The organism is Arcobacter denitrificans (SeqCode) (genome assembly GCF_048571185.1).
Classification (GTDB): domain Bacteria; phylum Campylobacterota; class Campylobacteria; order Campylobacterales; family Arcobacteraceae; genus Arcobacter; species Arcobacter denitrificans.
In genome coordinates this window covers 2,165,819-2,179,394 of record NZ_CP182350.1, presented here as the reverse complement: position 1 = coordinate 2,179,394, position 13,576 = coordinate 2,165,819, and the positions used below count along the sequence as shown (strand labels likewise).

The window sequence follows — 13,576 nt, the reverse complement described above, 5'->3', positions numbered from 1 at the left end:
ATAGAAATTTTCTTAATAAATAGTTAAGTTATTTTTAAATAACTTATGTTATCTTTAATTCTAACCTAGAAAAAAGGATAAATAATGAAAAAATTATTTGAAATATTTATCACAATTATCTATTTTGGATTTGCTTTAATTTTAGCTGGAATATCATTTTGTATTTTATGGTGGTCTACAAATGAAGTATTAAATGCTGTAGATAACTATATAGGTAAAGATGAATTTATTCTTGTTATGCTTCAATCAGTTAGTACCACAATTATCTCTATTGCTATTTTGGATATTGCAAAATATTTTATTGAAGAAGAAGTCTTTAGAAATAAAGAGCTAAGAGAAGTAAAAGAAGCCAGAAGAACTCTTACAAAAATAATGACAATTATTGCTATTGCTGTTAGTGTTGAAGGTTTAGTTTATATCTTCAAAGCTGGAACAAAAGATATTACACTATTAATTTACCCGTCTGCCTTAATATTAACTGCTATATTTGCTATAATAGGGCTTGGAATATACCAAAAACTAACTCATAATTTAGAAGATACAAAAGAGGCATCATGGAAACAAAATATAGTGAAATCATAGAAAAAAAATATTTACCTAGTCTATTTTTAAATAAAAAAAATAATCCAAGACATGTGGGTATTGAAATAGAGTATTCAAATCTCTCTTTAGAAAAAAGTGCCCAGCTTGTATCTCAGATATTTGGTGGGAACTTAAAAAAAGTTACAAAATATGAGCTATTGTTAAAAGATACAAAGTATGGGGATTTTAAGTTTGAACTTGATGCCCAATTACTCCAAAAAATGCAAAATGACAATCTTTTTGAAAAACTTAGTAAAGTCATAGGAACTGTTTCCCATGACATAGATGATATTGTAGATAAAACATCTAAAAGATTTGTACCATTTGAAATAGCAGCACCTCCAATACCTATCAAAAATATACATGATACAGATAAGATGGTTGAACTACTTAGATTAAATGGTGCTTTAGGAACAACTCATACTCTCTATTATGCTTTTGGAGTTCATTTTAATATAGAACCACCAAGTCAAGATATAGAAGATGTACTAAGACTTTTTAAATCATTTTTACTCATCCAAAAATGGATAGAAGTGCAAAGTGAAGTTGACATAGCAAGAAAAATATCACCTTATATAAATGACTTTCCTAAAGATTATATTAAAAAAGTAATTGACTTAGATTATAAACCTACACAAGAAGAGTTTTTAGAAGACTATGTAAAAGATAATCCAACAAGAAATCGTATTTTGGATATGTTACCCCAACTAGCCTTTTGGGATGAAAAAAAAGTAAGAGGCTACCTTCCAAATGAGAAAATCAATCCAAGACCAACCTATCATTATAGATTGCCAAACTCAAAAGTAAATCTTTTTAGATGGAATCTATCACAAGAGTTTCAACTTTGGGTTTTAGTTGAACTTCTTGCAAACAATGAAGAAGTATTTGAAAAAATGAGCAAAGAGTTTTTAATACAGCTTGATTCACCTTTATTTAATAAAAATGAATGGATAGAACAATGTCACAGCTACATACTAGACCTCTTATCATAATTACAGGTCCTAAAAAAGGATTTATTTCTAGATTTTTTATTATGTTTTCACTTTTTTTGTGTGGAGCACGTAGCAAAATAATCACCCCAAATGTACCTTATGATGATTGGGAGATGGATGGATTATTGATTAGTGGAGGCAATGACTTATACAATGCCTTTATAGAAGAAGAGAGTTGCAAAATAGAAGATATAATCACTTATCAAAGAGATGTATTAGAGTACAAGCTTTTATATAAAGCGGTGGAACAAAACAAACCTGTTTTTGGCATATGTAGAGGTTATCAACTAATAAATATATTTTTTGGTGGAGAACTTTTCAAGGATGTTAGAAAAGATGGCTACAGATATAAATATACACCTTTACCTTGGAAAAATATAACTATAAAAAAAGGTGGGGTGTTAGAGACTTGCTTAAAAAGTACAACTATAAAAATAAATACCTTACATCATCAAGCTGTAAAAAAACCTCCTGAGTCTTTTAAAATAGAAGCAATGGATGAATATGATATTATTCAATCCATATCAAAAAAAGATGAAAATAATTTAATATTTGGTGTGCAATGGCACCCTGAATATCTTTTTTATAAGAAAAAACATAGAAAAATATTTAAAGCCTTTGTAAGCAAAGCCAAAGCCAATATGAAATAAATCTGTACTAATTCTCTCTTTAAGGTTTTATTAGATTTTTATATTGGTTTAGTTTATTATTTACACTAAAGTTTTACTTGATATATTTTAAAAAATATTATAAGGATATATATGTCAAAAATTGGAATATTAGTTGCAAGTGCAAACAACAACAGAAAACTTGGAGATAAACTCAAAGAGTTAGCAACAATTGAAAACGTTGAAACAGAAGTTATTAATTTATTAGATTTACATCTACCTTTATATAGCACAGTAGAAGAAGAAAAAAATGGTATTCCAGATACGGCAAAAGAGTTAGCTGAAAGAATCTTAGCACTTAAAGCATTTATTATAGTAGCTCCTGAGTATAATGGTGTTATGCCACCTGTATTAAATAATGCTATGGCATGGACATCAAGAGCAACTGAGTCTTGGAGAGATGCCTTTAATGAAAAGATTGTAGGACTTGCAACACATAGTGGTGGAGGTGGAGCAAAAGGGCTTCAAGCTATGAGAATCCAATTTCAACACTTAGGTGCAAATATTCTTGCAAGGGAACTATTAACTACTTATGAAAAACCGCTTAATGAAGATAGTGCTAAAATTATGATTAATCAGTTGGTTAAACTTTCAAAAGCATAAAACATAGGCAAAGTTTTACTTTGCCTTCTTAAAATAGTCCCGTAATAACCCCAAAATCATCAATATCAATCTTCTCAGCTGTTGGCACTTTTGGCAGACCTGGCATTGTCATCATATTTCCAGCAATAGCAACTATAAATCCTGCTCCATTTTCTAGCTTTACATCACTTATTTCTATAATATGCCCGCTTGGAGCACCCTTTAGATGTGGATCTGTAGAAAATGACATTTGAGTTTTTGCCATACATACAGGAAGTTTCCCATAATCTTTTTGTAGTTTTTGTATCTCTTCATATACTTTAGAACTAGCTACTATCTCTTTTGCCCCATATATCTTAGTAGCTATGGTTTCAATCTTTTCCCAAATAGGAAGATTGTCCTCATACATATAATTAAATCCTGCTTCCCTGTTATCAACTATATCTATAATCTCATGTGCCAATTCTTCAGCACCAGCTCCACCATCTGCCCAATGTCTTGAAATCACACATTTCACACCTAACTCTTCACACTTTTTCTTTAGAAGTTCTGTCTCATCATCTGTGTCATAAGTAAAGTGATTTATACTAACTACAACAGGAAGGTTGTAATTCTTTGTGATATTTAAAATATGTCTTTTGATATTTGAAAAACCTAATTCAAGGGCTTCAAGATTTTCTTGATTTAGATGGTCAATTTCAACTCCACCATGATATTTTAGTGCTCGAACTGTTGCAACCAATACTACAGCAGAAGGTTTTAGTTTTGAACTTCTACACTTGATATTTAAAAATTTCTCAGCACCTAAATCAGCTCCAAAACCAGCTTCTGTTACTGCATAATCAGCAAGTTTTAGTGCTGTTTTTGTAGCAGTTACTGAGTTACACCCATGGGCAATATTTGCAAAAGGACCACCATGGACTATGGCAATGTTATTTTCTAAGGTTTGTACAAAATTTGGTTTTATGGCATCTTTTAGCACAGCTGCCATAGCCCCATGAGCTTTTAAATCACTTGCATAAACAGGAGTTATCTTATCTGTTTTATAGCCAATAATTATTCGCCCTAATCTCTCTTTTAAATCTGCTCTATTAGTAGCTAAACACAATATTGCCATAACTTCAGAAGCAACAACTATATCAAAGCCATCTTCTCTTAAAAAGCCATTTCCAACGCCACCAAGACCTACTGTTATTTTTCGTAAAGCCCTGTCATTCATATCTAAAACACGCTTCCACTTTATACGTCTTGAGTCTATAGTTAAAGCATTACCATGATGAATATGATTATCAATCATAGCTGCCAATAAATTATGGGCAACTCCAATAGCGTGAAAATCACCTGTAAAATGAAGATTTATATCTTCCATAGGAACAACTTGCGCATATCCACCACCAGCAGCTCCACCTTTTAGACCAAAACATGGTCCCAAAGATGGCTCTCTTAGACAAATAATTGTCTGCTTGCCAATTCTATTTAAAGCATCACCTAAACCAACTGTTGTAGTTGTCTTTCCTTCACCTGCAGGAGTTGGGCTTATTGCAGTTACTAAGATAAGCTTTCCCTCTTTATTTTGATGACTTAAACTATCAACATACTCTAAAGAGAGTTTTGCTTTATAATGACCATAAGGATCCAAATGTTCAGGGGGAATATTAAACTTTGTTTTGGCTAATTCAATTATGGGTTTCATAGAGGCTTTTTGTGCTATTTCGATATCTGACATATGTCTTCCTAATATATTAAAATATAGATATTTTATTCTACTACATCTGCTATTAGAAATATATTTGTAAGTCATTAAATATATAAATTTACTGTATATATTTTAACCATCATTTTTTATTCTTTTTGTTACAATACAAAAAAATACAAAAGGCACTTTATGGAAATAGAAATCTCCACCCCAGCCCTACTTTTCCCAGCAATTTCACTACTGCTTTTAGCATATACAAATAGATTTTTAACAACAGGTCAACTTATTCGTTCACTTAGTCGACAAGCTAGAGAACACGGTGAGCAAGAGCTTAGTGGACAAATAGCAAATTTAAAAAGAAGACTAGAGCTAACAAAATGGATGCAGTTTTTTGGAGTAGTATCTATGCTTTTATGTACTATTTCAATGTTTGCACTTTTTTTAGGATTTTATGATGTGGGTAAAAAAGTATTTGGACTAAGTTTACTAACTATGTGTCTATCTTTATATATCTCACTGTGGGAAGTTTATATCTCATCAAATGCTTTGAACTTAGAATTAAAAGATTTGGATGAAAGGTGTAGTTAGATAACTCTATTGAAGAGGTAAACCTCTCCGCTTTCTTACTTTTTCAGAGTATATATCGTGACTTTTATCTACTTTCATAAATTTTCTTTCGTATTTTTATACTTGGGAATGATTTTATTGTTTTATTATGTAGTGTAAATAAAGGTTGTTAGTTGCTTTTCAGAACTTTAACGTTTGTCGTGAGCGATATTTTCCGCATAGGGGAAAATATTGTGTTCCACGTTTTTGTTAGGTTTTTTTAGAATTATTATTATCTCCAAGTGCAATTTTTCCACCTTTAAATTGTACGTTTGTGCCAGAAACACCCTTCAATATTACTTCATATGGATGATTTGCTTTTTGCTCTCGTTCAGAACGATTTGTCATAATCATTCTGATTACATCAACATCATGCTCCGTTATATCTTCATTGTTTTTATGTTTATATATATATTCATCTAAATTATTATAGTTTCTTTCATCTTCATGAATTGCTAATAGCACGGATGAACGGAAATGAGAAGTTCTTATTATATAAAGCATAAAAGCCCCTAAACTAAAATATAAACCTAAAGTTGCGAAGTATGCGCTAGATGACAAATCGGGTTGCTTAACTATATTAAATGCAACAAAAGCAAATGTTACAATAACAAAAAGATTTATCATTACCATTTTTAAAGTAGAGGCATTCCTTGATTCTTTCTCTAGTGTGTTTGTAAGAAACCTATGATTCGAGTCTTTTTTAATTGCTTCTTGAATATCCTTTACGGAAGTGTCTGTTAAATAATTTTTAGTTGTATTTTGTATATCTTCTTTCAGATTTTTAATTATGCTATCTTTGATAACATCTGCATTTTGAATTTTTTTATTAATAAGGTCTAAAATATTATCATCAATATATTTTTCTAATAACTGATGTACTAGTTCCTCTTTATCTTTTAAAACATTTTTAGTTAATCTTTCTTCTAGAGTTTTCATTTGTTTTTCTAATTCTGAAATTTTTTCATTCTTTAGACCATCATCGTTTGTAAAAAAGAATAAAGTTGCTAATTTCTTTCCTAATGTATTGTTTCTTAGCATTCCAATAGTTATGATTGCTGTCATTAGTATTAGTGCAATATCAGCTATAGATATATTTTGTGTAAGTGAGATTAAAATTTGTTCCATCTTTTATTCCTTGTTGTTTTGTTACCTAACTATTTATTGAACATTCATTATATACAAAATAGCCTTGAATTTGTGATATTTATAACATAAATAATGTTGCTTTAATGTATGAAAGAAAAGCTTTTATTCGGGCTTTTCTTTTAATTATTGATTTAAATTTGTCTATATTGTAATATTTTCAAAGTATATTTCTGAAATTTTATGTATGGTTTAGCCCTGTATTTACCCAATAAAACAACATAATGTACAACTATTTGTTAAAAATCGTGATAAAACTACATTTTGTTGTTTTAATTCTCATGAACACCTGACGGTCTTCGCACTTCTTACTTTGTGTGGACAAAGTAAGCAAAACCACCAACGGCTGCGAAGCCCTTTGGGTACCTTCGCTTATTGTTTTATCTTTCCTGTCTTGCAAAACTCATAAATAAATATGCATTTAGCATATTTATTTACTCAAACAGTTGCAAGCCTTTTCCGAAAAGATAAAACAAACGCTCAGCTTCTGTAGATGTTGGAGATAAAAGGTGGAATAAGGACATTTGCATTTTTGATTTGTTTAGACTTTTTGCTTTTATTTTCTCTAATTATTACCAGATAGTTTGAACTTTTAAGAAAAAGAAACAACTAAACGGATTTCTTCCTACATCTGCAGGAGCCGAATGTTTATTTTTCATTTCGGAAAAAGCTGAGGACTGTTTGAATAAAAAAGAGTGATAAACTCACTCTTTTTTGTGAGTTCCGCAAGCTAGAAATTAAAAATAATAAATGAGGGAACCTTTGGCTCCGAAGTTGCCACCTTAAAAACAGATAAAAAAATCTAAATTATCATAAATATCTTTTAAATCTTTCCTCATCATATATTTCGTTATTTTTATAAATACTATGTGCTATTACTACTATTTTCCTCATTACTGCTATTTGTGCTACTGTTGTATGTTTCCCATTATCTTTTAATCTATTATAAAATCTTTTTAACTCTTCATTATATTGTGTGGCATTTAGGCTTGCCATAAACAATACACTTCTACATAGTTTTGAACCAGCTTTTGATATTCTTGTTCTTCCTTTTATTGATGTTCCTGAACTCTTCTCTATTGGATCTAATCCTGCAAGTGATATTATCTCTTTTTGGTTTGCATTTGAGTATTGTATAAAATGATGCAATAGAACTATTGCTGATACTTCTCCTACACTTTTTATACTTTGTATATTTATAAATGCTTCTTGAAGTTTCTCATCTTTTGCTATTACTTTTTTTATTTCAAGTAGTATCTCTTTTTCTTTTTGTTCTAAAAGTTTTATCTCTTTTTTTATTCTTTGTATTAATTTACTTATTCCATCTTTAGCTATCAAAGATTCTAAATGATTTTTATTTTGTGATTTTTGTTTAATTAAAAATTGATAGTAAGTTATCAACTCTTTTATCTCTTCTATTTCTTGTTTTATTACTGGTACTTTAATCTGTTCCTTTGATGCTGTTACTATCATTTGTGATAACATTCGGGCATCATTTACATCATTTTTATTTCTTTGTCCTATGGCTTTACTAAAATTTGAACTTTGTTTAGGATTTACTATAAAGCATTTGATATTTTTATTTGCTGCAAACTTTTTTATAACAGAAGAATAATTCCCTGTTGGTTCATACACAAATACTAACTTATCTATATCTTTTTTGTAATGCTTTTTTAATTTAGAATATAGACTTTTTAATGATTTTAAATTATTCTCAATAACTAAATCTAAATCATTAAAAGGAACATACACATTGATTGTTGACTTACTAATATCTAATCCGATAGAATACATATCTGGAACCTTTATTTTAGGATAAAGAGTTCGTTAGGGTAGGATTTCTCCTACCTGATTTGTCATACATATTTCGGACTCGTAAATTCGAACTAGTTTATTACTGTTCTTGTTGCCACTCAAACTTTTAATATGACTATCTGACTTCAAATCAAGATGATTATTTTTTAATCTCTTTCGCCGTAGTTCGATATATCACTTAACAAACTCTATGAAAATATATTATCTATATCTCCATTAATTTTATTATACGAGCCGTAGTTGCTTTTGCTTACTTTTCGTCAATACAAAAGTAAGAAAGCGGAGAGGTTTACCTCTTCAAGAGAGAAAATACCTTTATTTAACCTACAAATAAAACCGAATCAACCTACCCTCTATCTCAACCCTAGAAAACCCAAACTCCCCTTTTATCCACTCAAAAGTTTTTCTTTGATACATAAAAATATGTGTTGGGTCATTTTTGTAGTACCATTTATCAAAATCTATTTTTTCATCATAAATATCTGTCATAAGATACAGACTTCCATCATCTTTTAATAGTGATTTTAAAAGAGTAAACTCCTTATTTGGCTCTTGAAAATGTTCTATTACCTCACTACTAGTTATGTAATCATATTTTTGTTCTAAAAGCCCTTTATCATCTAAATAAAATAGATCATAGCCATGTATTTCATAAGCATTATCTTTAAGTACATTTATAATCGCAGAATCTTTCCCACAACCAAAATCAAGACCTATACTATTATTAGGCTTATCTTTTAAAACTGAGTTTGTTATGGGAGAGAGGAAGTTTTGGTATCTTATATCACTTGAATCATTTTTATGCTTTTCATAGATGTTTTTTTCATCTTCACCAATTAAGTGAAACTCTTTTGCCTTGAATACTCCACTACAACACTCACACTTGTAGTGAGTCTTGTTATAAAAAAGTTTTGCATTATTAAAACATAAAGGACAAGTCATTTAGGCAAAAACTCTTTTTGTTTCTACTTTTTTTATCTCTGAATAGTTATCAAGATAATCTAAGTATGCAATTAGATATTTTCTACTTAGTTCAAATTTATTTTTGAAGTTTGATAGTTCTATGTAGCCCTCTTCTTTTATGATACTTTTCATAGCTTTTACTATGCCATTTAGACTCTCAAAATGAATAAAAAGGTTATGTTGTAGTCTTATTACTTGTTTTTTTGATGTCAATGATTTTAAGATGTCATCACCTAATTTTCTATCAATGTCTAAATCATCATAGATATTATATGGAGCAGTTGGACTTATATCTTCTTCTTTTAATCTATTTAAAACTATCTCTTCTAAATCTTTTAAAAAATCCTCTTTTATATTGGCATTTTTATATAAATTGCCCTCTTTAATTAAAAAGTTTTCTTCTACTAATTCATCTAAAACAGCATCTATAAATAGTGCACTTGCCCATTTTGCTCTCAATGATATAGAAGAGTTTGAAAGCATGGCATAGGAGTTCTTTTCGTATATATTTTTAATCTGCTCTTTTAACTCTTCTTTTGTAGAGTTTGGATAGATGATTAAATCTTTTTCATCCACAAATACCTCATCAAGCCTTTTTGCAAACTCTAAAGCCTCTTCATGACTTAAAGCAAATCTTTGTGTTGAAGAGATTATTCCAAGTCCTTTTTTGTGAGCATTTAAAAGTTCATAATAAGCACTTGTAAAGTCACTTTTATCTAAAGCTTCTAGCAATCTTCTTTTTTGATTTTTCTTCATGGGGTCAATTACTGGATTTAAAACTTTTCCACCACATATGGTTTCGTTGCCACTTCTAAGTATCACTTTCTCACCAAAAACTGTATAGAGTTTTTCTTTTGCTTTTAGTGTTGCAAAACCTGTTTCAAGTGAGCCAATAGAATCAAAAAGTAAAGTTTTTACCTCTATTTTTTTTGCTCCAATAAATAGTGTATAGACTTTATCATGTAGAAGTTTTTTATCTTTTAGACAAGAAAAAGAGATATCAATACCGTCAAATCCCCTTACATATCCCCTTTTAGTAATCAAGTCACCTCTTGTTATACTTTTCACATCTACGTTTTGTAAATTTAATGCTGCCCTATTTGAGATATTTGCTTCTAGGACGTTTTGGTTATGTACTTGTATGTTTTTTAATTTTGTCTCTTTTTGAATTTCACTAATAAAAACTTTTTCATTTAGTTCTACTTTTTTTCCTAAGACTGTTCCTGTTACAACCGTACCTATACCTTTAGGAGAAAATACTCTATCCACATAAAATCTAAAAAAATTCTCTTCTTCTTTTGTACTATTACTTATGGTAAAAAGTTGATTTTTTAGTTTTTCAATTGAGCTTTCATCATAGATAGAGACTTCACTTACAAATTTTATCTCAAAATCAAAAGTTCCCAAGAACATCAATATCTGCTCTTTTTTTAAAGCTAACTCTTCAGAGCTTACTAAATCTTTTTTTGTAAGTACTACTATTAACTCTTTTATTCCAAGTAAGTTTATGATTTCTATATGTTCTACTGTTTGAGGTTTTATACCTTCCACTGCACTTACAACCAACATCACATAATCAAATCCAAAAGCCCCAGCAATCATGTTTTTAACTAACTTTTCATGTCCTGGTACATCTATAAAAGCTATGTTTTGTTGACCTCGACTTAGATTTGAAAAGGATAAATCAATAGTAATACCCCTTTGTTTCTCTTCGTTTGTATCATCACCCTCAAAACCATTTAAAGCTTTTATTAAAGCTGTTTTTCCATGATCTATATGTCCCGCTGTTCCTATAATGATATTTGACATTAATTAAATACCTTTTTTATTATACTTTCTATTTGTTCTATCTCATCTTCTTGTATAGTTCTAAAATCTAAGAGTACTTTTTCATTCTCTATTCTACTAATAAGATTATGCTTTCTTAACTCTTGTTCTATTTTATTTGCTTTGTAATCTTTACACTCTAAACTCAATGCAATAGTTGGTATCTTTTTATTTGGAGTTGTACCACCACCAATTAATGTTTGGGTATTTATTACTTCACATTTACATATATCACCTATAAGAGTTTTAAGTCTATTGGCTCTTTGTTCTAGTACTTCTATCTTAATATGTAGCATATTTAGTGTAGGAATATTTTCTAAATCATTTTTTAAATATGAATTTAGTGTATCTTCAATTATTGCTAAAGTGATTTTATCAACCCTCAACATTCGTAAAAGTTGATTCTTTTTAATCTTTTCTATTAACTCTTTTTTACCTATGATTATGCCTGCTTGTACACTTCCTAGAAGTTTATCCCCAGAGAAGCTTAAAAGTGAAGGATTATATTCCATGATTTTTAAAATAGATGGTTCAGAGCTTGATAGATTGAAAGGCAAGTCAATCATATGTCCACTTCCCATATCATAATAATCTATTACATTGTGTTCTGAAGCTGTTTTTACTATATCTTCAAACTCAACCTCACTAGCAAAACCTTCAATAGAGTAGTTTGATTTGTGTACTTTCATGAGCATTGAAGTATTTTCATTGATAGCATTTTCATAATCTCTTAGGTGGGTTTTATTTGTAGTTCCTATCTCTTTTAAAACAGCCCCACTTTGAGCCATAACATCTGGAACTCTAAAGCTTCCACCTATCTCTACAAGTTCTCCTCTACTAACAACTACTTCTTTACTTTTAGCAAAAGTATTCATGATAAGAAAAACTGCACTAGCATTGTTGTTTACAACAATTGCATCTTCACATCCTGTTAGGGCTTGTAGTGTTTTTACTATATGAGAGTATCTCTCTCCTCTTTGACCTTTTTGTAAATCATATTCCAAATTATTGTATGAAGTTGCTATATCTATAGCTTTTTGCAAACTCTGTTTACTAAGTAGACTTCTACCTAGATTTGTATGTACTATTATTCCTGTAGCATTTATTACTTTTTGTAGTGAAGGGGAAATTGTTTCTTCATATTTGCAAATAACTTCTTTTGCTAAATCATCTTCATTTATTTGTGTAATATTATTTGTTAAAATCTCACTTCGTAAATGCTCTATTGTCTCTTTTGATATTTTAGTAATCAAACTCTTTGAGTATTTATCAAAACAAGACTTTGCTACAAATTTATCAATCTTTGGAATAGATTTAAGTAAAATCATTTTTACCCTTTCAGATAGTTTTAAATTTTTTTAATGTAATATTCTTTTTTACATGGGAGATAAGTGTACCTGGTGGGCACCACAGGCTTCAACCCTGATTGACGGTTTATGTGTAATACGCCGTGGGAGGTTCGATTCCTTCATCTTCTCGCCAATCAATAAATTATAATTGGTGTAACTCCCCTTGGAATAACTTCCCCTATAATCGTGGCATAACCATAAGTTAACTCTTCCACTTTTTTAATATACTCTTTTGCATCATCTTTATCCATAGCAACTAACAAACCACCCGAAGTTTGTGCATCACAATACATAGTATAACACTTTGACGTTGGACACATAATAGTTGTCTTATCTTCAAGATATTTCATGTTTCTTTTTGTTCCACCTGGTATTACATTTTGTTCAGCTAATTCTTGAGCATCGCTCATAACAGGAACTATTCCACAATGAATAGCAAACGAAGTCAAAGGATTTGTTGACTCCAATGCATGCCCTAAAAGGCCAAATCCAGTTATATCAGTACAAGCACTAACATCATACTGTCTAAGTATCTTTGATGGCAAATAATTTAGAGTCTCCATTACTTTTATAGCTTCATCTCTTGTCTCATCACTTAATATATCTCTTTTTATGGCTGTAGTTAAAATACCCATACCAAGAGGTTTTGTTAAAACTAGTACATGTCCTATTTTGGCAGTATTATTTCTATATATTTTATCTGGGTGAATCATACCCGTTACAGACAGTCCATAATACATCTCAGGGCTTTCAATAGTGTGACCACCTAATAAAACTCCACCACACTCTTTTATCTTTTCATTTCCACCGTTAAGTATTTCAGCTAACACTTCTTTATTATGATTCTTTGCATCAAAACCAACTATATTTAGTGCTGTTTTAACCTCTGCTCCCATTGCAAATACATCACTAAGTGAATTGGCAGCAGCAATTCTCCCATAAATATAGGGATCATCAACTACAGGTGTAATAAAATCAAGTGTTTGAACTAAGGCATTATCATCACTTATTTGATATACACTAGCATCTTCACTTGTATCAAAGCCTACTAAAACTCTTTCATCTGTTGGTTTAAGGTTGCAAATTGATTGTTTAAGATCACCCGGACCCATCTTTGCAGCTCAACCAGCAGCTTGAACGAATTTTGTTAATTTATATTCGTTGTTCATAACTAACCTTGTAATTGCATTTTGTGGATTATTTTTAGTATAAGACGTGGAGTATGACATTTTATGTAAACCCAATCCATGAGTTAATGCAAATTTATAAAATATTATATCTTTTTATATTTAAATTTAGATTTAATAAAGTAAAGTTTTTTTTACTTTTTAAGCATTTGTTTATAAAGCA

At 30.0% G+C, this 13,576-nt stretch carries 12 protein-coding genes; 5 read left to right on the top strand and 7 right to left on the bottom strand.

The window, feature by feature from the left end; all coding sequences use genetic code 11:
* The first annotated feature begins 84 nt into the window (after positions 1 to 84).
* The 4 genes from ACNI28_RS10990 (at position 85) to ACNI28_RS10975 (ending at position 2,845) form a co-directional block, all read left to right on the top strand.
* The gene (locus ACNI28_RS10990; RefSeq protein WP_419764296.1) at positions 85 to 582 is read left to right on the top strand and encodes a hypothetical protein; all 498 of its coding nucleotides are present in this window, start codon (positions 85 to 87) and stop codon (positions 580 to 582) included.
* Positions 555 to 1,574 (top strand): amidoligase family protein, encoded by a 1,020-nt coding sequence (locus ACNI28_RS10985; RefSeq protein WP_419764295.1) that lies wholly within the window; start codon positions 555 to 557, stop codon positions 1,572 to 1,574. The genes ACNI28_RS10990 and ACNI28_RS10985 overlap by 28 nt, the downstream gene beginning before the upstream one ends.
* Positions 1,541 to 2,224, top strand: coding sequence for a gamma-glutamyl-gamma-aminobutyrate hydrolase family protein (locus tag ACNI28_RS10980; RefSeq protein ID WP_419764294.1), 684 nt, complete (start codon positions 1,541 to 1,543; stop codon positions 2,222 to 2,224). The genes ACNI28_RS10985 and ACNI28_RS10980 overlap by 34 nt, the downstream gene beginning before the upstream one ends.
* 111 nt (positions 2,225 to 2,335) lie before the next feature.
* The gene (locus ACNI28_RS10975; RefSeq protein ID WP_419764293.1) at positions 2,336 to 2,845 is read left to right on the top strand and encodes an NADPH-dependent FMN reductase; all 510 of its coding nucleotides are present in this window, start codon (positions 2,336 to 2,338) and stop codon (positions 2,843 to 2,845) included.
* Positions 2,846 to 2,873: 28 nt separating this feature from the next.
* Here ACNI28_RS10975 and ACNI28_RS10970 read toward each other — a convergent pair whose 3' ends face one another.
* The gene (locus ACNI28_RS10970; protein ID WP_419764292.1) at positions 2,874 to 4,550 is read right to left on the bottom strand and encodes a formate--tetrahydrofolate ligase; all 1,677 of its coding nucleotides are present in this window, start codon (positions 4,548 to 4,550) and stop codon (positions 2,874 to 2,876) included.
* A 159-nt stretch (positions 4,551 to 4,709) separates the two neighbouring features.
* Between ACNI28_RS10970 and ACNI28_RS10965 the strand changes: the two genes are divergently transcribed.
* Positions 4,710 to 5,108 carry a DUF2721 domain-containing protein gene (locus tag ACNI28_RS10965; RefSeq protein WP_419764291.1) on the top strand — a complete coding sequence of 133 codons (399 nt, stop codon included), beginning with the start codon at positions 4,710 to 4,712 and terminating at the stop codon, positions 5,106 to 5,108.
* Between the two features lie 228 nt (positions 5,109 to 5,336).
* Here ACNI28_RS10965 and ACNI28_RS10960 read toward each other — a convergent pair whose 3' ends face one another.
* From ACNI28_RS10960 to selD, 6 genes are all read right to left on the bottom strand, one after another.
* Positions 5,337 to 6,254 carry a hypothetical protein gene (locus ACNI28_RS10960; protein WP_419764290.1) on the bottom strand — a complete coding sequence of 306 codons (918 nt, stop codon included), beginning with the start codon at positions 6,252 to 6,254 and terminating at the stop codon, positions 5,337 to 5,339.
* A gap of 828 nt (positions 6,255 to 7,082) precedes the next feature.
* Complete coding sequence (locus ACNI28_RS10955; protein ID WP_419764289.1) at positions 7,083 to 8,066, bottom strand: IS110 family RNA-guided transposase; 984 nt, start codon at positions 8,064 to 8,066, stop codon at positions 7,083 to 7,085.
* Between the two features lie 345 nt (positions 8,067 to 8,411).
* Positions 8,412 to 9,029 (bottom strand): class I SAM-dependent methyltransferase, encoded by a 618-nt coding sequence (locus ACNI28_RS10950; protein WP_419764288.1) that lies wholly within the window; start codon positions 9,027 to 9,029, stop codon positions 8,412 to 8,414.
* Positions 9,030 to 10,859, bottom strand: coding sequence for a selenocysteine-specific translation elongation factor (gene selB / locus ACNI28_RS10945; RefSeq protein ID WP_419764287.1), 1,830 nt, complete (start codon positions 10,857 to 10,859; stop codon positions 9,030 to 9,032).
* Positions 10,859 to 12,205: an L-seryl-tRNA(Sec) selenium transferase gene (gene selA / locus ACNI28_RS10940; protein WP_419764286.1), complete on the bottom strand. Its 1,347-nt coding sequence runs from the start codon at positions 12,203 to 12,205 to the stop codon at positions 10,859 to 10,861. Before selA ends, selB begins: the two co-directional genes overlap by 1 nt.
* A 155-nt stretch (positions 12,206 to 12,360) precedes the next feature.
* Positions 12,361 to 13,395, bottom strand: a complete 1,035-nt coding sequence (gene selD, locus ACNI28_RS10935) for a selenide, water dikinase SelD (protein WP_419764285.1) — start codon at positions 13,393 to 13,395, stop codon at positions 12,361 to 12,363.
* Positions 13,396 to 13,576: the final 181 nt, after the last annotated feature.